This is a genomic window from Kushneria sinocarnis (assembly GCF_003633775.1).
Lineage (GTDB): Bacteria > Pseudomonadota > Gammaproteobacteria > Pseudomonadales > Halomonadaceae > Kushneria > Kushneria sinocarnis.
In genome coordinates this window covers 1-17,177 of the sequence record NZ_RBIN01000002.1, presented here as the reverse complement: position 1 = coordinate 17,177, position 17,177 = coordinate 1, and the positions used below count along the sequence as shown (strand labels likewise).

At 60.8% G+C, this 17,177-nt stretch carries 16 protein-coding genes and 1 tRNA gene; 5 read left to right on the top strand and 12 right to left on the bottom strand.

Annotation, left to right across the window (positions count from 1 at the left end):
- The first annotated feature begins 362 nt into the window (after window positions 1–362).
- Window positions 363–2,066, top strand: a complete 1,704-nt coding sequence (locus C7446_RS02645; RefSeq protein ID WP_121171054.1) for a multidrug ABC transporter permease/ATP-binding protein — start codon at window positions 363–365, stop codon at window positions 2,064–2,066.
- Here C7446_RS02645 and fhuB read toward each other — a convergent pair.
- The 5 genes from fhuB to lpxO all read right to left on the bottom strand — a co-directional run bounded on the left by fhuB (window position 2,019) and on the right by lpxO (window position 7,560).
- A complete protein-coding gene (fhuB, locus tag C7446_RS02640) occupies window positions 2,019–3,998 on the bottom strand; it encodes a Fe(3+)-hydroxamate ABC transporter permease FhuB (protein ID WP_121171052.1) in 1,980 nt (659 codons plus the stop codon). The two genes, C7446_RS02645 and fhuB, sit on opposite strands and share 48 nt — an antisense overlap.
- Window positions 3,995–4,960 carry an iron-siderophore ABC transporter substrate-binding protein gene (locus C7446_RS02635; RefSeq protein ID WP_147408717.1) on the bottom strand — a complete coding sequence of 322 codons (966 nt, stop codon included), beginning with the start codon at window positions 4,958–4,960 and terminating at the stop codon, window positions 3,995–3,997. Before C7446_RS02635 ends, fhuB begins: the two co-directional genes overlap by 4 nt.
- A gap of 9 nt (window positions 4,961–4,969) precedes the next feature.
- Window positions 4,970–5,737: an ATP-binding cassette domain-containing protein gene (locus C7446_RS02630; RefSeq protein WP_121171048.1), complete on the bottom strand. Its 768-nt coding sequence runs from the start codon at window positions 5,735–5,737 to the stop codon at window positions 4,970–4,972.
- A gap of 159 nt (window positions 5,738–5,896) precedes the next feature.
- A complete protein-coding gene (locus tag C7446_RS02625) occupies window positions 5,897–6,649 on the bottom strand; it encodes a 4'-phosphopantetheinyl transferase family protein (protein WP_211327835.1) in 753 nt (250 codons plus the stop codon).
- A 14-nt stretch (window positions 6,650–6,663) separates the two neighbouring features.
- Window positions 6,664–7,560, bottom strand: coding sequence for a lipid A hydroxylase LpxO (lpxO, locus tag C7446_RS02620; RefSeq protein ID WP_211327834.1), 897 nt, complete (start codon window positions 7,558–7,560; stop codon window positions 6,664–6,666).
- A gap of 192 nt (window positions 7,561–7,752) precedes the next feature.
- Here lpxO and C7446_RS16815 point away from each other — a divergent pair, with 192 nt between their 5' ends.
- Both C7446_RS16815 and C7446_RS16810 read left to right on the top strand, forming a co-directional pair.
- Window positions 7,753–8,163, top strand: coding sequence for an aldo/keto reductase (locus tag C7446_RS16815; protein ID WP_342768341.1), 411 nt, complete (start codon window positions 7,753–7,755; stop codon window positions 8,161–8,163).
- On the top strand, window positions 8,069–8,554 hold the full coding sequence (locus C7446_RS16810) for an aldo/keto reductase (RefSeq protein WP_342768340.1): 486 nt from the start codon (window positions 8,069–8,071) through the stop codon (window positions 8,552–8,554). The genes C7446_RS16815 and C7446_RS16810 overlap by 95 nt, the downstream gene beginning before the upstream one ends.
- A 139-nt stretch (window positions 8,555–8,693) precedes the next feature.
- Here C7446_RS16810 and C7446_RS02610 read toward each other — a convergent pair whose 3' ends face one another.
- Complete coding sequence (locus C7446_RS02610) at window positions 8,694–9,293, bottom strand: hypothetical protein (RefSeq protein ID WP_121171046.1); 600 nt, start codon at window positions 9,291–9,293, stop codon at window positions 8,694–8,696.
- Window positions 9,294–9,364: 71 nt separating this feature from the next.
- Here C7446_RS02610 and C7446_RS02605 point away from each other — a divergent pair.
- A tRNA-Ile gene (locus C7446_RS02605) sits at window positions 9,365–9,440 on the top strand.
- 60 nt (window positions 9,441–9,500) lie between these two features.
- On the top strand, window positions 9,501–9,899 hold the full coding sequence (locus C7446_RS16880) for an NrsF family protein (RefSeq protein WP_425454100.1): 399 nt from the start codon (window positions 9,501–9,503) through the stop codon (window positions 9,897–9,899).
- Here C7446_RS16880 and C7446_RS02595 read toward each other — a convergent pair.
- From C7446_RS02595 to C7446_RS16430, 6 genes are all read right to left on the bottom strand, one after another.
- A complete protein-coding gene (locus tag C7446_RS02595) occupies window positions 9,823–11,067 on the bottom strand; it encodes an efflux RND transporter periplasmic adaptor subunit (protein WP_121171042.1) in 1,245 nt (414 codons plus the stop codon). The two genes, C7446_RS16880 and C7446_RS02595, sit on opposite strands and share 77 nt — an antisense overlap.
- Before the next feature lie 255 nt (window positions 11,068–11,322).
- Window positions 11,323–12,336, bottom strand: a complete 1,014-nt coding sequence (locus tag C7446_RS02590; protein WP_245977625.1) for a hypothetical protein — start codon at window positions 12,334–12,336, stop codon at window positions 11,323–11,325.
- 136 nt (window positions 12,337–12,472) lie between these two features.
- Window positions 12,473–13,570, bottom strand: coding sequence for an SIR2 family protein (locus C7446_RS02585; RefSeq protein WP_121171038.1), 1,098 nt, complete (start codon window positions 13,568–13,570; stop codon window positions 12,473–12,475).
- 2 nt (window positions 13,571–13,572) lie between these two features.
- Window positions 13,573–15,243 (bottom strand): restriction endonuclease subunit S, encoded by a 1,671-nt coding sequence (locus tag C7446_RS02580; protein WP_121171036.1) that lies wholly within the window; start codon window positions 15,241–15,243, stop codon window positions 13,573–13,575.
- The gene (locus tag C7446_RS02575) at window positions 15,240–16,730 is read right to left on the bottom strand and encodes a type I restriction-modification system subunit M (RefSeq protein WP_121171034.1); all 1,491 of its coding nucleotides are present in this window, start codon (window positions 16,728–16,730) and stop codon (window positions 15,240–15,242) included. The genes C7446_RS02580 and C7446_RS02575 overlap by 4 nt, the downstream gene beginning before the upstream one ends.
- 11 nt (window positions 16,731–16,741) lie before the next feature.
- A partial coding sequence (locus C7446_RS16430) for a hypothetical protein (protein WP_170149988.1) occupies window positions 16,742–17,177 on the bottom strand: 436 nt, incomplete at its 5' end.

The window sequence follows — 17,177 nt, the reverse complement described above, 5'->3', positions numbered from 1 at the left end:
TCGGCTGTACCGTTATGCAAGTTGAAAGTGCAATAGGACCATGGTTGTAGGGAGAGCTGTTCTGTTGCGCCTGCCGAGCCACGCGCACCAACTGCGCCCTGGTGTGGTCGCTGGTGCGGATGATGCGCGAACCCGAAAACAGAGCGCCGCTGCTACTGGCGCAGAGGCGCCGTACCCGGCGGTACGGCCTGCACGACAGGTTCCCGCGAAAGTCTCGGGATGAGCAGGCTCCGGGCTGATGAAGGTCCCGGTAGCCGGTGTTCGGGGCCTGTACATGCAATGGCCCGCCGTTGATGGCAAAATGAGAATCGTTAGCGGTTGCCCGCCCACTTGTTGTCCCTGCCGATCGGATCGAACCTGACATGACGCTGCTCAAGGTCGTACTGCGCCATTACCGCCTGTCGTTCATCGCCGTCATGGTGCTCAGCCTGCTCAGTGCCGTGCTGGGCATCGGCGTGATCGCCTTCATCAATCGGCGCCTGATTGATGCCCAGGGGCAGACGATCGCCACGCTCTGGCCCTTTCTGGGGCTGATCGCGCTGCTCTTGCTGGTATCGCTGGCGGCGCAGCTGTCGCTGACCCTGCTGGGGCACCGGTTCGTCTACAACCTGCGGGCCCGGCTGGTAAAACGTCTGCTCGATACCGACATCGAACGCATCGAGACGCTGGGCAGCGCGCCGCTGCTGGCCGCGCTCTCCAGCGATATTCGCAACATCACCGTTGCCTTTGTCCGCCTGCCCGAACTGATCCAGGGGGTAGTGCTGTCGCTGGCCGCCACGGTCTATCTGCTGATGCTGTCGGTGCCGCTGTTTCTGGTGACAGCGGTGTGGCTGGCGGTGACGCTGGCGGTAGGCAGCCGGATGGTGGGCAGCGTCTACCGCCATCTGGGCCATATCCGCGATGCCGAGGATCAGCTCTATGGCGATTTCCAGTCCATCATCGACGGCCGGCGCGAGCTGGCGCTCAATCGTGACCGGGCGCGCCGGCTGTTCGAGGAGGACTTCACCCGCCATGCGCAGGCGTATCGTCACCATATCGTGCGTTCCGATACCAGCCATCTCTCCGCTGGCAACTGGACCAACATCATGATGCTCGGCGCCATCGGCGTGGTCTTCCTGCTGGCCAACGCCTTCGGCTGGGCGGATACCGCGGTGGCGGCGACCTTTGCGCTGACCCTGCTGTTCATTCGGGCACCGCTGATCCAGGCGGTCGGGGCACTGCCCACGCTGCTCGCCGGGGAAGTGGCCTTCCGCCGGCTGCAGGCACTGGAACTGGCGCCCTGGCAGCCGGACTTCCAGCCTGCCGAGCGGCTCCCCGATGACTGGCAGCGGCTGCAGCTGCAGGGCGTGCGTTATGGCTATCCTGCCCGGGGCGAGAGCGCCGCCTTTACGGTGGGGCCGCTCTATCTCACCCTGCAGCGCGGCGAGCAGGTGTTCGTGATCGGTGGCAACGGCAGCGGCAAGTCCACCTTCGGGCGGTTGCTGAGCGGCCTGTATGCGCCGCACGCGGGCGCGTTGAAACTGGACGGGATGGAGATCGGCGAACCCCTGCGGCCTGCCTGGCGGGAGCGCTTTGCCGCGGTACTGACCGACTTTCACCTCTTCGATCGGCTGCTCGGGCCGCAGGGCGACGAGGCCGATCCGGCGCTGGTGGAGGCGTGGCTGGATCGGCTCGGGCTGCGCGACAAGGTGAGCCTGGCGGCCGGTCGCATCACCGATACCCGGCTCTCCCAGGGCCAGCGCAAGCGTCTCGGGCTGCTGCTGGCGGTGGCCGAGCAGCGCGACATCCTGCTGCTCGATGAGTGGGCGGCGGATCAGGACCCGGCCTTTCGCCGGGTCTTCTACCTGGAGCTGCTGCCCGAGCTGCGCCGGCAGGGCATCACGGTGATCGCCATTACCCATGACGAGCGCTACTTTGCCCAGGCCGATCGACTGCTGATGATGCAGCACGGTCAGCTGCGCGAGCTGGAAGGAGAGGAGTATCACCGCGCTGCCCGCGATGCGCTGCAGATGGCCGCGTCAGAGTCGGCGCAGGCCCCACATGAACCAGGCTCCGCCAATCAGTGACGCCACCAGCCCGGCCGGGATCTGATCGGGGAAGGCCACCACCCGGCCCAGCCAGTCCGCCAGCACCATGATCAGCATGCCGATCAGCCCGGCGCCGAGCAGGTGCGAGCGGGCATCCGGCAGACCCGCCAGCCGCGCCATGTGCGGTGCCATCAGGCCGATGAAGGAGAGCGGCCCCACCACCAGCGTGGCGCCGGCGGTCATCAGCGCCATCAGCGCCAGCAGCAGGATTCGGCTGAGGCGTACGTTGAGGCCCAGCGCGTGGGCACTGTCCTCGCCCAGCGGCAGCAGATCCAGCCAGCGGTGAAAGGGCAGGGTGGCGATCAGCAGCACGACAGCGATGGCCAGCGCGATCAGCGCCGTGGTGCCATCGACGTAGTAGGTCGAGCCGGAGATCCAGGCCAGCAGCTGTTGGGTGCGCGGACTGTTGTCCGCCAGTGCCAGCCGCTGCAGGGCATCGAACAGCGCCGTGATGGCCACCCCGGAGAGCAGCAGCCGCTGGGGCGCCAGGCCGTTGCGACGGTTGAGCAGGATCAGCACGGCCAGGGTCAGCAGGGCGCCGAGGGTGCCGAACAGCAGGGAGGCGCCCTGGCTGGCCAGCGGCGTCAGCAGGATGACCCCCAGCACGCCGATCGCCGCGCCGGCACTGATGCCTAGCACTTCGGGGCTGGCGATGGGGTTGCCGGTGATGCGCTGCAGGATGGTGCCGGCCAGCGCCAGCATCAGCCCGCTGGCCGCTGCCGCTGCCACGCGCGGTGCCCGCCAGGGCCAGGCCTCGATCAGCCCGCCCGGGCTCGGCCAGTGCCAGCCGGCACGCGCCTGGCCCAGGCTCAGGGCGATGACCACGCCCAGCGCCAGTGCCAGCGCCAGCAGCATCAGCAGCCGCTTCGGTGCCGGATGACGATGGAGATAGGCCATGTGGGCGCTGGGGGCGCGATCTCCCTGCAGCGACAAACGCGGAATCAGCCACAGCAGCAGGGGCGCGCCCAGGGCCGCGGTGGCCGCCCCGGTCGGCAGCAGGGTCGCCAGCGGGCCGCTGCCGAACTGCAGCAGCAGATCAGTGGCCAGCAGCAAGAGTGCTCCCAGCAGGGGCGCCCAGCGCAGCCGATGGCTCAACCGACGGGCGCCCAGCAGCCGAACGATTGCCGGCGAGGCGAGGCCGATGAAGCCGATGATACCGACCTGGCTGACCACACAGCCGGTCATGAATACGGCAATCGCCAGCGTGGCGAAGCGCAGCTGGCGCAGCGAGACGCCCAGATTGCGCGCCCCCTGATCATCGAAATCGAGCAGTGCCAGCGGGCGCAGCAGTACCAGCATGGCGGCCGCCGCCAGGCCCAGCCGCAGCAGCAGGAACTGCGTGCCCGCCCAGCCGTTCTGGATCAGCGAGCCGGCGTTCCAGATGAACATGTCGCGCAGCCGCTCGGGGTAGAACAGCATCAGCGCGCTGTTGACCGCGCTGAGATAGAGGCTGACCACCAGCCCGGCCAGCACGATCGCCATCGGGGCCAGTCCGCGCCGCCAGGCCAGCGCAAACACCAGCAGCGTGGCCAGCCCGCCGCCCAGCAGGGCTACCCATTCGCGCCCGGCGACCAGCCAGCCGGGGGCCCACAGCGAGACCACCACCAGCGCCAGCTGTGCCCCGCTGGCCACACCCAGGGTGGTAGGCGAGGCCAGCGGATTCTTCAGTACCTGCTGCATCAGGGTGCCGGCCAGCCCCAGTGCTGCCCCGCCCAGCAGGGCCACGCAGAGCCGCGGCAGCAGCGAGAAGTGCACCACGATCTGATCGATTCGTTCATCCCGCGGCGCGTGCAGTGCCGTCAGCCACTGCTCGACGGGCAGCAGCTGATGCAGCCGGTAGCCGACCATTGCCAGGCAGCATAGTGCCAGCAGGCTGCACAGCTGCCCCGGGGTGAGCGCCGGCCGGGTCATGGCGTGGCTCCCTCGGTGGCAGGCAGGGCCTGCGCGACTTCCCCGGCAAAGCGCGCCATGGAGGCAAGCCCGCCGAAGCTCCAGACCGGCGCCAGTTCATGTACCCGGCCCCGGCGGACCGCCGGCAGGTGCTGCCAGAGAATGTTGTCCTCGAGCTGGCCGTTGACCGTGGTCGGCAGCGGCCGGATCACCAGCAGCCGGGTGTCGGCGGGCAGGCGGGCGAGCTCATCGATGCCCAGCTGACGAAAGCCCCAGTTGTTGACGTCCCCCTGCCAGGCGTTGGTCAGGCCGATCTGATCGAAGACCGCCTGGAACAGGCTGCCCTCGCCATAGATGCGCACATGGCGGTTGTCGATGAACTGCAGCACCGCCACCGGTGGCTGATCGCTGCGTGTTTTGCGACGTGCCCCGGCAAGCTGCTGCCTGACCCGGGTGATCAGCCGCTCGGCGCCCTGCTCATGGTGGGTCAGCCGGCCCAGCTGGCGGGTGACCTTCAGCGCGCGCTGCCAGGGATCGCGGCTGCTGGTATAGATATCGAAGGCATGCACCGGGGCAATGCGGGAGAGGCGGCTGTCGCCGGCCAGAAAGGAGACGGTGACGATGCCGTCGGGATCGAGCCGCGCCAGCAGTTCCAGGTTGGGCTGATCGCGCAGGCCGATGTCGTGCACGCCAGCGGGAATGGCCGGGGCGCCGACCCAGCGCGCGTAGCTCTCCGGTGCCGCCACGCCGAGCGGGGTGACGCCGATCGCCAGCAGGGTTTCGGTCATCGACCAGTCCAGCGAGATCAGCGCCGGGGTCGGTTGCGTGTCATCGGCCTGCACCGGGGTGAGCGCCAGGCTGCACAGCACCAGCAGTAGCACCAGCGGCAAACGCCACGAACGGTGACGCGAGGACAGGGGGTGAAAGGCTGATTCGGCAGTCGGTCGGCGGGTGGCCGCAGGCCGGGGTGACGCTGACGTCACGCGCAGTCCTTAATGAATGACGGCGACGGGGTGAGCCCCGTGTGGATGGGCAATGACATGCATCGGGATGCCGTAGATGGCTTCGAGCGTCTGATCGCACATCAGCTCGCGGGCATCGCCGTGCGCCAGCAGCCGGCCGCCGTGCAGCGCCACCAGCCGATCGCAGAAGCGGGCGGCCATGTTGATGTCGTGCATCACGATGACGACGCCGAGCTGCAGCTCGCGGCTGAGATCGCGCACCAGCTCGAGCACCTCGATCTGGTGGGCGACATCGAGGGCCGCCAGCGGCTCGTCGAGCAGCAGATAGTGGCTGCCCTGGGCGAGCAGCATGGCCAGCCAGACGCGCTGGCGCTCACCGCCGGAGAGGGTCTCGACCAGCCGCTCGGCCAGCGCTTCGGTGTGGGTCAGCTCGATGGCGCGATCGACGGCCTGATGATCCTTGCGGGTAAAACGGCCCAGCAGCCCGTGCCAGGGGTAGCGGCCGAAACGCACCAGCTCGCGCACCGTGAGATTTTCGGCGCTGGGCAGCTGCTGGGGCAGATAGGCGACCCGGCGGGCGAATTCTCGGCTGCCCCAGCGGTGCAGCGGTCTGCCATCCAGTTCGATACGGCCGCGGGTCGGATTCTGCTGCTGGGCCAGCAGCTTGAGCAGGGTCGATTTGCCGGAGCCGTTGTGGCCGATCAGGCCGCAGACACAGCCTTCCTCGAAGGAGAGATCGAGCGGCTGCAGCAGTGTTCGGCCTGCCACATCAAAACCGGCCGCGTTGAGTTCGAACATGCAGACTCCGATCCGGGTCAACCGGGGAGAAATACCTCATGCAGGGACTGTATCCGCCGCAGGCCGCGCCGGGCGGGCATGCCGCATGGATCAGAATGGTATCGAGCCTATCTGAAATACGAATTATTATCAACGTTAACTGTGCCGCTGGCGGGCCTGTCAGACACCCTGCGAGACGCCGATGAAGGTCATGGCCCGCCCGGCCAGTTCGGCGAAATGCCCCTCGATGTGGGTACCGGCCGGCCATGCTCCGGAAAGCGGGCGCAGCAGGGCGAGCCGACAGCGCCCCCGAGGCTCGCGCAGCCGGAGCAGGGCCTGCGGATCGAGCTCGGCGTCCCGGAAGTAGAAGCGGGTACCGGTCAGCGGATAGAGCGCCTTGAACAGGCTCTCCTTGAGCGAGAAGGCGAGGGTGACACAGCGGGCGCGGTGCTCCGGGGCAATGGCAGCCAATGCCTGGTGCTCGCGCGGGGTCAGCACGGCCGGTGCGATGCGCTCGGCGCGGGCACCGTCGAGCCACTGTTCGGCATCCGTGCCCACGCCCGCCCAGTCCCGGCGCGGGGCCACCACGGCGGCGGCCAGCCCATGGCTGTGGGTAATCGCGCCGCAGGCCTGCACCGGCCACTGCGGCTGACGATCGGGCTGCGGTGCCAGCGGAGTATCGGCGTGGCCCAGCGCCCGCAGACCCTCGCGGGCACAGCAGCGGCCGGCGAGATATTCGGCGTGGCGCTTGGCCACGGCGCTCGCCAGTGGCGCCGGACACTCGAACCCCGCCTGCTGCCAGGCCTCCGCGTGAAAGCGCTGGTGATCGAAGTGGCTGACAAACAGCCGGGGTGCCGGCTCCGGCGCCGGCAGGAAGGGCCAGGCCGGAGATGGCGGCGTCATGAAGGCGGGCGGTTCGAGTGGTGCAGTCAAGGCGATGACTCGGTTCAGAGCGACAGCAGACCGACCACGATGCCGCCGAAGATCAGCCACTTGACCGCGTAGTAGACGACGCGGTTCTTCTTTTTCAGCTTCTTGCCGACTTCGCGCACCTTGTAGACGTACTTGAAGGCCCGGTTGATGCCGCCGGTGCGATCGTTCTCGTCGTTGGGCGAAGCCGCTGCGGCCATCACGTTGCGGCTGAACCAGTGGTTCACGGCAGCGGCCCAGCGGTACTTCATTGGCCGCTCGATATCGCAGAACAGGATCAGCCGGTTCTGTTCGCTGTGGTTCTCGGCGTAGTGGATGAAGGTTTCATCGAACAGCACCGCCTGGCCATCACGCCAGCTGTAGGACTCGCCATCGACATTGATCAGGCAGCGGTCATCGTTGGGCGTGCGCAGGCCGAGGTGATAGCGGATCGAGCCGGCGTAGGGGTCGCGGTGCTTCATCAGCTTGCTGCCGGCGGGCAGCTCGGCAAACATCGCCGCCTTGACGGTAGGGATTTCGGCGAGGATCTCGGTGGTGCGCGGGCAGAGCTGGCGTGCCGACTCGTGGCTGTCGTTGTACCACTTGAGATAGAAGCGCTTCCAGCCACGGCGGAAGAAGGAGTTGAAGCCGGCATCATCCTTCTGCTGCGACCCCTTGATGTGGTTCTCCAGTGCCAGGGCCTCGTCGCGGATCTCCTCCCAGCGCTCGGTCAGCGGGGTCAGCTCGGGGAAGTCCGCCTCGCGGTGATAGGGTCGATCGGGCACCTTCGAGAAGAGATACATGAAGGCGTTGATCGGTGCCATGAAGGTGGAGTGATCGGAGAGCTGGCGGAAGAAGCGATGCCGCACCCGGCCGCGGAAGTGCACATAGAGCACACTGGCCACGATCAGGGCCACGATGATGATCTTGATCATGGAACTGCTGTACCTGACTGGTTCGTTCGGAGGGTTCGCGTTTATCGCGCAGCAGTCTCGCATGTTCGACCAAAGGTGTCATTGCACCCGGGGCAATCGTTTCCACCCTAACGACTTGAACGCCAGCGGGCTCGCCCGCAGCTACCCTGTAGCAGGACATGATCCGTCACTTTCAGCTCGACAGGAGGTTGCATGCTGCCATCCATCGGAGTGGGGACCTACAAGCTCAAGGGCCAGGAAGTCATCGATTCGGTGACCAGCGCACTCGATCTGGGCTATCGCCACATTGATACCGCACAGGTCTACGACAACGAGCGCGAGGTCGGCCAGGCCATCGCCGCCAGCGGTGTGCCGCGCGACGATATCTTCCTGACCACCAAGGTATGGACCGACCGCTTTCGTCACGATGACCTGATCGCCAGTCTGCGCGAGAGCCTCGAGCGGTTGGGTACCGAGTACGTCGATCTGGTGCTGCTGCACTGGCCGTCCCCGGGGGGGCGAGGTGCCGGTGGCGGAGTCCATCGGCGCGCTGGCGGAAGCCAGGCGGCTGGGGCTGACGCGGCATATCGGCGTCTCCAACTTCACCAACGCCCAGCTCGATGAAGCGCTGAACGTCGAGGGCGGCGATCAGATCATCACCAACCAGGTTGAAGTGCATCCCTTCCTCGCCAACCGCAAGGTGGTCGATCACTGCGAGGCCCGGGGCGTGAAGGTGACCGGCTACATGCCCGTGGCCCGGGGCAAGGTGATGGACGACGACACGCTGAAGGCGATTGCCGAAGAGCAGAACGCCACGCCGGCGCAGATCGCACCGGCCTGGGTGGCCTCCAGGGACATCGTGGTGATCCCTTCCTCCACCAAACGTGAGCATTTGGCGGCCAACCTGGAAGCGATGAAGATCTCGCTGACCGCCGATGAGATGACCCGCATCGACGAGCTTGACCGGGGGGAGCGCATTGCCAATCCGAGCTTTGCGCCCGAGTGGGATGAATAAGCGCATGGGATGAAGAGCGAGCGGGCCGGATCACGCGCCGGCTCGCCCGGCAGACCGGTGCTGCCGTTTTTCGCGGCTTCCCGCGACAACGCCCTGCCAGCTTGGCAGGGCGTTGTGCGTGGCGCGGCCGGAGCGCTGATCAGTTGCTCGGGACCAGCTGCGCCTCGAAGTTGACGGGGATGGTATCGGTGAGCTTGTTGTAGCCCAGCAGCGACATGACCGTCTCGGCATTATCGAGCTGCATCAGCTGCTGCGTATCGACGCTGATCGGCTCGGCGGTGGTAACGTGATAGCGATCCTGCGCGGTGCGCGTGAGCTTCAGCGGCACCCGTTCGGTGCGCTCGAAGTGATTGCCCTTCGCCCGGATGGGCAGGTTGCGGGTCATCGACTCGCCCACGCCGAGATCGGTCAGCCACTGCGGGTCGATCTTCGCGTGCAGGGTGGCCAGCGGCGATTTCGAAAACCCGGAGAGCAGCCCCGAGAGGTTGCCCTGATCCTTGAGCAGATCGGTCTGCGACAGGCTCAGGGGCAGGGTCAGGTTGCCCGCGTTGTCGATGGTGCCGTCGAGCTGCGAGGCGTGATAGGTATGAGGCACGTTACCGCCCGGGCGCTGATCGGTCACCACCGCGGTAATCCGGCTCTGATCCGGATTGAACTGCCATGCGGCTTCTGCCGCGCTGCTCAGGGTTGCCGCCATCAGGCCGCTCAGGGCCAGGGCAGTCAGGGACGTCAAACGCATAGTGCTCTCCATGCCGGTAGGCGCTGGCCTCATCCGAGACCTTTGGTTTATCATACGCCCCCGTCGATTCAGGGCCCATAGCTCAGTGGTCAGAGCAGGCGACTCATAATCGCTTGGTCGCAGGTTCAAGTCCTGCTGGGCCCACCACTGCCTTCTGCTGCTTCGGCTTCGACCCCTGTCCGGGTCATTGGCCTCCCTTTTATTTGATTGTTTCCGGTTCGGCCTCCGGCTGTCCCCGAGGCCTCGCTGTGCGCGGCCATGATCGCTTTGCCGGTACAACACTCACTGCCTTTGCTGCTTAGCGTGATGCGCCAGGGAGCCGCGAGTTCAGCCAGCTCCGCCGGTACTCGTGACAGGGTCCTGACCGGCGCGCTGAGCGCCGGTGCCCATGCCTGGGCGTGTCAGAACGATGTCGGCCTCTTCCTGCTGGTGCGGTACTGCGGCGCGGTGGCCCTTGTCGCTGTGATGGGTGCGATGCCTGGCCAATGCGGGGCGAACGCGAGTCGCCCCGAAGCATGGAGTACCACTGCTACTGCCGCTTCTCCCTCAGCCTGGCGCTTTCATCGTGTATCCAGTCACGGATATCCACTCCCCAGATACGTTTGAAGCCCTTGAGGAAAAGCACAAGAATGATAAGAGGCATGATAATGGTTTTCAGGATGAAAACGGCCATCATGTTAAGCAGCGATGTGGTGATCCTGTCGAGCTTTTCCTTGAGAGCGGAGAAGTCGGTTGCAGCTTTCAGCTTATTCAGGCCACTTTGCATGCTGGCAAACCAGCCGCTGCTTTCACCGCTCAATCTCCCATTGATCTCTGCCGTCTCATCATGGATCGAGGCCATTGAGCTGGTGGCTGCTTCCAGACGAGCAACAGACGCATCAAGTGCTGCCTTTCGGTTCTCGAGCTCCTCTGACAGGGTCTTGTACTGACTGGTGCGATCGAAGACATTCAGCTTTTCCACCATGCCAATGTCGGCTCGGTACTCCCTGAAATCCCGACGCGCCGTTTCCAGTGCTTCCTGACTTTCGCTGACCTGGCTTTTGGCGGCCTGTACCTTCTGGCTGACCCGCTCTTCTTCGGTTTTCAGAAAGGCCAGCCTGCCATTCAGACTGGCTTGTTCTTCTGCGCTGATATCGGATGGCTGCGCCGGCGCAAGGCCCGGTACGGCGCTGCCCACTTCATCGGCTGAAGCGTCGATGACGCTGGCTTCCCTGTCAGCATATTGATCGACAAAGGCGTGCGCGATCATGCCATTCATCAGCACGACAAGCACGATGATGATTCTGATAAAGGCAAAAAAGGAGAAGACTCGGAAAAGAGCGCTACTTGTCAGACTCTGTCGGAAGAAGATACTGATACAGAGCAGCGCGCCGGAAAGCGTCAACAGGATCTTGAACAGAGTGGTCGAGGCAATTTCGATCACCATCTTCTGACCGAACAGTGAGGCGATCGCCAGCTTCATGACATCGGAGAACTGCTCCGCCAGATCGTTGATGGGATCGAGCAGCTCTCCCGGATGGATGGTAGCTATCACCGGTCCTGTCTGGATGGATTGCAAGATAGAAACAATTGCATTGAGCGTGCGTGCCGTGGAAAACGCCAGAAGGGCAGAGATGGAAGCGCTGTCGATATAGTCGAGTGCCAGACGATCAAGCAGCCCTGTCCAGGAAAGCCCGATGATCAGTGCGTTGCCACCAATGATCCATATTCTCTGATCCCTTGTACCGTTTGCCTCCTGCGAGGGCGCATCCGGTGCCTCGTTATTGTGTGCCATGCTTTCCTCGGGTCCTGCTGAAAGGTGATATAGACGCCGGGTACGAGGGTCATGAGCCACGTTTTACCGGCACTGCGCTGGTCTATCGGCCGTGAGCAGGGCAGCCTGAAACGGATATGCAATTTTTTTGATGGAAAGCGTGCAGGGCCGGATGGCCCTGCAGGCGAGTGTTTAGGCGGAGAGGAGAGGGGCAACTTCAAGAACGGAAAGCGAAGCCGGAAGTCGCCATCGGACAGGAGGCGGCTGGCAGGTGAATCAGAATGTGTCGATCCCCCAGGCCTGTTTCAAGCGTGTCACCGTGTAATCCCATTTGGACACCGTAGGCTTACACACCGTGTTCTGGTTGCCGAACAGGCCTGCCTCGCGAAATGCCTGTTCGGCAGGGACGCTTTTGATCCACCGTACGGGAACAACGTATTCCAGCGTTTCCTCATCGTCGGCATCACCCTGCTCATGAATGTGGTTGTACTCGGCGGGCGTGGTCATCGAGAGCAGGCTCTGCCAGCCATGTTCGGTTTCGATCATGAACTCATCGCCGCGGCGCCGCTCGCCGGTCACTTCTGCCACGCCGACATAGCCGGTTTTGGGGATGTTGACCCACACGCGATCTCCTTCGGAGAGCAGGTTGAGGGTCTTGGAGTACCATGCGGCACCGCCACCGGCGATAAAGCCGTATCGGCGCGCCAGCTCCCACGGCCGGTCATCGCCGAATGAGGCGTAGAACTCGCCGTTCCAGGGCGTCTTTTGCCCCTTTTGTGAGGCGGGCTGGACCGGCTCGTCCGGATCCATCATCCAGGCGCGGCTCAAATACTGATTGCCGTTATCCTCAAAGGCGCTGAAAAACATCGCATTGATGCTCAGGTTTTCACCACCATAGTTATTGAGATAGTTGATGATCCGTTCGCTGCTGGCATCCAGTCGTGTCGCCACGACCACCATCTGATGACTGTCGTTGAGGGCCACGTCAGTAAGCGCAATACCGAATTTGGCCTCGAAGGCTTCACCAAGTGACGCATGCGAGCGGGGGTAATGTTCGGCGAACTTCTCGTAAATCTCGATCAGCTGATAATCGGACAGCGTTACCACCCATGATGCGTAATCAATGGCCTGTGCCACGACCTCGCGCGGGGTCCTGTCGCGCTTCAACTCGATGATGATGACGTTGCCGTTGACATCCAGCGCCAGCAGGTCGATCAGCTTGTCAAAGTCGGTACGCACCTGGCGGCCGATCAAGAGCCAGTCCCGGTTGAGGATCGAGACATCCTGCATGATCTGCTCTTCGAGCAGACGTTCGTCAGCCAATCCCGTCGGGCGCAGCCGCTGTGGCCGCTCGTGGGTGTCGTTGGCCAGCTTCCAGATGCCCTGCTCGATTGCCATGCTTTTCCTTCGTTTATGTTCAAAAGTTCTACGAGTAATTCAGTTCAAGCTTGATAAGACTTAAAATTTCAGAGGGAGCCTCCCAATCTCCATGCGGGAACCAGATAGGCGTGATTCCTAGTTCTGCAAGAAATTTATCCCGCTCGATGCGCTCCTCCTCATCATCAGGTGCCGTAACGATTGCAAAATGGTCGGGCATGAAATCAGATTGAGTAGCGCGAACCTCTTTTAATACATCCAGATACCTGTCTCCGACGAGACTGCAGCCTAAAAAAATGGTTGAATAGTTCCCAAAAATTTTTTTGAGTTTCTTAGGAATTGGCAGATTCCAGTCTATCTGACCTTTCCCATAGGCTGAGTCGTATTCTTCTGCTGTTAGAACTCGGTCATTTTCTTCATCGATATTCCCGTGAAGTTTTAATAGGTAGTGATCTCCAGAAAATATAGCTCTGATAAACCTTCCAGAATTTTCGGTGCCAACCTGTTTTTCTGAGAAAGGTTTGGTGATGCCTTCCTCTAATACCCTATCGAAATTCGTCGTTATGATGCACTGCTCGAACAATCCATCGAACTCTGTGCAAGGGCTAAGTGCAGGCGCAATATTTTGGTTATGAAATCTATGTTCAAAATCTCTTTTGAACCTGTCGAGAGATATTTTATGGATAATTTCAGTCATCAGTGCCTCATGCTCACCAGCAGCAATCCTTTGCTCTATTGCAGCTTCAGATAAACGTGCTTTTTTAGCTTGCTCGATTATATAGTCTGACCAAGATGGGCATCCTGCAGATACTGAGAAGCCTGCGCCGACAAAGGGTATTATTGCCGCTCTTTTTTTTATCAAGTTGAAAATTTTTTCATAGTTTCCTTCATTTTCTTCATAAACATCTAGTCTTAGTATTTTTCTTTTGTAATTTGCTTTTGCCTCTGCGATTTGCTGTCTATATTCTTCTGGATCACCGTAAAAAAGGGCTTCTGCTACTTTAGGGATGGTATATTCATTTTGACCTTTTCGAACGACCACTTCGATGCTGTCACTGTTGTTAATCTCATTATTTAAAGGAGAGTTTTTATAAAACTTTTCTGCTTCAAGAATAACCTTTTTGAATAAATCTTTTGATAAGGTCATTGTTAAATCGCCTGCGCCACTACTGACTTGGCCAGATGCTTGCGGGTTTCGTCAGCGTCGTTCAAGCATGCCTTGAGTTGGTTACAAAGGGCCATAAGCTCGTCGACCCTAGCGACTATACGGTGTTGTTCAGAGATAGGAGGTAACACAACTGGAATTTCCTTAAGCTTCGCTGACTTTATCCCGGTAGCTGTCATACCATTGGATTTTTCTTTTAATTGTTCTTGGAAAGCTGATGCCATTAACTGGATCAGCATGAACTGCGCAATACACCCCATATGCCATTGAAAGCAGATAGCTCTTTGGGCTAAGGCAAAGTCTTCTTGGATGTTAATGTTCGCTACATTGCCAAGTGGTGCTTCAGTGGTAAAAAGAGTATCCCCGGTTCGAGGGAAGCCTCTTGTCATCCATTCAAGATAGTCTTCTTCTGAGATAAACTCTTCAGGGGACGAGTCGATGTATCCCTGCCTTATATTTTTAGCGGTTATTAAACGTTTGCCGCTTTTTATTTTATTGGGTGTTCTTCCTCGGTAGTCGATAAATTTTGCAGTATTGCCGAGCTTTATCCAACTCCAGTGGGTTGGTGTAGATAAATATATTTCATGCTCATCAATGGTGTCTGAAGCCTTGGTTCGCATCCCTTCGTCATCTTTAAGCCTGTTACGCTCATCGATGATGGCATTTACTAACACACTGGCCGGTTTATCATTCGGATCCTGCTCCACCAGCCGACCCATCACCGCGAGCTGCAAGATCGCCTGCTTGAGCTTTTCGATGCTGGCTTCCGTGGTGAACAGCGTATCGAAGTGTTCGGCCAGTCGAGCCCATTGCGCGGCCACTTCATCGGCATCTTCTGCGCGGGTGAGGGCCTCGAGCAGGGTGTCGACCAGCACCTCGTGGGCGTCCAGCTGATCGCCGGTGTGCTGCTCGAGGCGGTCGCAAAGAGTCATGAGCTCGTCGACTTTGGCGACGATGCGGTGTTGTTCTTCTGTAGGCGGAATTGCAAATAGCTGTTCGTTCAGTATTTTGAAATGGCGTGCGTACCCTCGGTTTTCCAAGTCATAGTGAAGAAGGCTAAAATGGAAGTATTTTGGTTCTATCAATACCGGGCACAGAATTTTAGTGCCATCTGCTCCAGTTACAAAGTCAAAGTCGATATACTTTCTTGCGGTAGTATGATCACCAAAAATAATAACAGGGTTCGGTATGTGAATAACTAGCGATTCATCATTGTGATAGCCGGCTATGTGCGATTTACCTTGATCGATTACAGGGAAAGAACCTTCCTCGCTCACTTCTGAGCTTTTAACATTTTTTCCGTTTGGCGATATCGAATAGTAGGTTTCTGGGAGTCTCGACCATACCCACCCATTAGGGAGTTCAAACGGTTTCTCCTCCTGAGTAATAGAAGGCAACTTTTTTGGTTTCTTGATCTTCCCTTCCTTAACCAGCTGCGCTTTTTTCTCAGCAATTCTTTCCAGCAGCACACTGGCGGGCTCGTCATTCGGGTCCTGCTCCACCAGCTTGCCGCGTACCGCCAGCTCCAGAATCAGTTCGCGAAGCTTCTTGATGCCGGTGAGTTCGCGGCCCTGACTCGCACTACGGCCGCTCTTGCGGGTGACCGCACCCGTCCAGAGGTCGAGATGGTCAGTGATCAGCTGCTCGGTGCTCATGCCTCACCCTCCGAGGTTTCTGAGTCTGTACGGTTCAGCGCCGCACTCAGAATGCCCTTGAGCTGGTCGCGAAGTTGCTGAATCTCGGCCTGCTGCTCGGCGTACTGGGCCAGCAGCTCGTCGGGATCATGGCTGATCTGCTCGCCCTGCCAGGGGTTCTTGATATCGAGGTTGTAGTTGCGCGCCTTGATGTCCTCGATGCTGACCTTCCAGGACTGCTCGGTTTCCTGGCGGCTGGCGAAGCCGTCGGCTTCGTCGCCCCACCAGTCGATCTCGGTGGTGAACTCCTCAACGCGCATGGGCTTGGTTTTGCTGTAGTTCTTGTAGCCCTCGGGGTAGGGGTGCTCGTAGTACCACACCTGTTCGGTCGGCTGGCCCTTGGTGAAGAACAGCAGGTTGGTCCTGATACCGGTGTAGGGGTTGAACACGCCGTTGGGCAGGCGAACGATGGTGTGCAGGTTGCACTCGGCCAGCAGCTTCTCCTTGAGGCGCGTTTTCATGCCCTCGCCGAACAGGAAGCCATCCGGCAGGACCACCGCGGCGCGGCCGCCGGGTTTCAGCAGCCGAATGAACAGCGCCAGAAACAGGTCGGCGGTTTCCCGGGTGCGAAACTCCGCCGGGAAGTTGTTCTCGATGCCGTCTTCCTCGGTGCCACCGAACGGCGGATTGGCAACGATTACATCGACCCGCTCGTTCGGGCCCCAGTCCCGGTAGGGGCGGTTGAGGGTATTGTCGTGGCGAATCCGGCTGGGCACCTCGATGCCGTGCAGGATCATGTTGGTGGTCGCCAGCAGGTGCGGCAGTGGCTTTTTCTCCCACCCGTGGATGCTGCGCTGAAGCTGCTGTTCGTCGTCCGGCGTCTGCACGTAGTGCTTGCGCTTGTGCTCGATGGCGCAGGTCAGAAAGCCGCCGGTACCGCAGGCCGGGTCGAGCACAGTCTCATTGAGCTTTGGGTCGACGCGATTGACCATGAACTCGGTCACGGCACGGGGGGTGTAGAACTCGCCGGCGTTGCCGGCGCTTTGCAGGTCCTTGAGGATCTGCTCGTACATATCGCCGAAGGCATGGCGCTGCTGAGAGGCGTTGAAATCGATGCCCGCCTGAATGCGGTTGATTACCTGGCGCAGCAGCTGGCCGGATTTCATGTAGTTGTAGGCATCCTCGAACACGCTGCGAATCACCGCGGCGCGGGCGTCACCACTCGCATCAAGGTTTTGCAGACCGGGGAAGAGGGTGTTGTCGATGAACTGTTTCAGTGCCTCGCCGGTCATGCCTTCCGGGTCGGCGGCCCAGCTGCTCCAGCGCAGGCGCTCGGGAATGGGGCTGACGTAGTTGTCGTAGACCAGCTCCCACTCCTGCTCACGGTCATCGTAGATCTTTAAAAACAGCAGCCAGACCAGCTGGCCGATGCGCTGGGCGTCGCCGTCGACGCCCACGTCCTTGCGCATGATGTCCTGAATGCTTTTGATGGTGGTGCTGATGCTCATGTATGGCCTGGTCAGGTAAACAGTGAAGTCCAGTCGCTCCAGAAACGAGCGAAGGTTTCCGGGGTAAGCTGGAAAAATAAAGAGACTGCGGTAATGATGAGGCTGACAGAAATTGCCCAGCGATTAAATGCGCTATCCTTTTTTTGAAGTGCGTCCTGCTGCTGCTGTCGTGTTTTTTGTTCTTCCTTGTTGCGCTGTTCACGAATCAAATTGGCAACTTCGGCCAGTTGCTCGGTCAGCTCCCGGCGAAGCTCTTCCAGCCGCCAGTGCCTTGAATGCTGTTCCCAGATGTTATATAGCTCGTGGCTTTTCTGCTGATCCACGGGGTGGCTGAAATAATCGGCCGCGTTAAGGAAACGCTGCATAAATCCCGCCGCAGCTGCCTGATCGCCATCGGCGGGGTAGAATCTGGCTACCCTGTCACCACCTGACCGAGCTACCCGATGA

What these genes read in the sequence shown, in the direction of transcription:
- C7446_RS02645 (WP_121171054.1), top strand. Translation starts at nt 363, where the DNA reads ATGACGCTGCTCAAGGTCGTACTGCGCCATTACCGCCTGTCGTTCATC.
- fhuB (WP_121171052.1), bottom strand. Translation starts at nt 3,998, where the DNA reads ATGACCCGGCCGGCGCTCACCCCGGGGCAGCTGTGCAGCCTGCTGGCA.
- C7446_RS02630 (WP_121171048.1), bottom strand. Translation starts at nt 5,737, where the DNA reads ATGTTCGAACTCAACGCGGCCGGTTTTGATGTGGCAGGCCGAACACTG.
- lpxO (WP_211327834.1), bottom strand. Translation starts at nt 7,560, where the DNA reads ATGATCAAGATCATCATCGTGGCCCTGATCGTGGCCAGTGTGCTCTAT.
- C7446_RS16815 (WP_342768341.1), top strand. Translation starts at nt 7,753, where the DNA reads ATGCTGCCATCCATCGGAGTGGGGACCTACAAGCTCAAGGGCCAGGAA.
- C7446_RS02610 (WP_121171046.1), bottom strand. Translation starts at nt 9,293, where the DNA reads ATGCGTTTGACGTCCCTGACTGCCCTGGCCCTGAGCGGCCTGATGGCG.
- C7446_RS02595 (WP_121171042.1), bottom strand. Translation starts at nt 11,067, where the DNA reads ATGGCACACAATAACGAGGCACCGGATGCGCCCTCGCAGGAGGCAAAC.
- C7446_RS02590 (WP_245977625.1), bottom strand. Translation starts at nt 12,336, where the DNA reads ATGCAGGATGTCTCGATCCTCAACCGGGACTGGCTCTTGATCGGCCGC.
- C7446_RS02585 (WP_121171038.1), bottom strand. Translation starts at nt 13,570, where the DNA reads ATGACCTTATCAAAAGATTTATTCAAAAAGGTTATTCTTGAAGCAGAA.
- C7446_RS02580 (WP_121171036.1), bottom strand. Translation starts at nt 15,243, where the DNA reads ATGAGCACCGAGCAGCTGATCACTGACCATCTCGACCTCTGGACGGGT.
- C7446_RS02575 (WP_121171034.1), bottom strand. Translation starts at nt 16,730, where the DNA reads ATGAGCATCAGCACCACCATCAAAAGCATTCAGGACATCATGCGCAAG.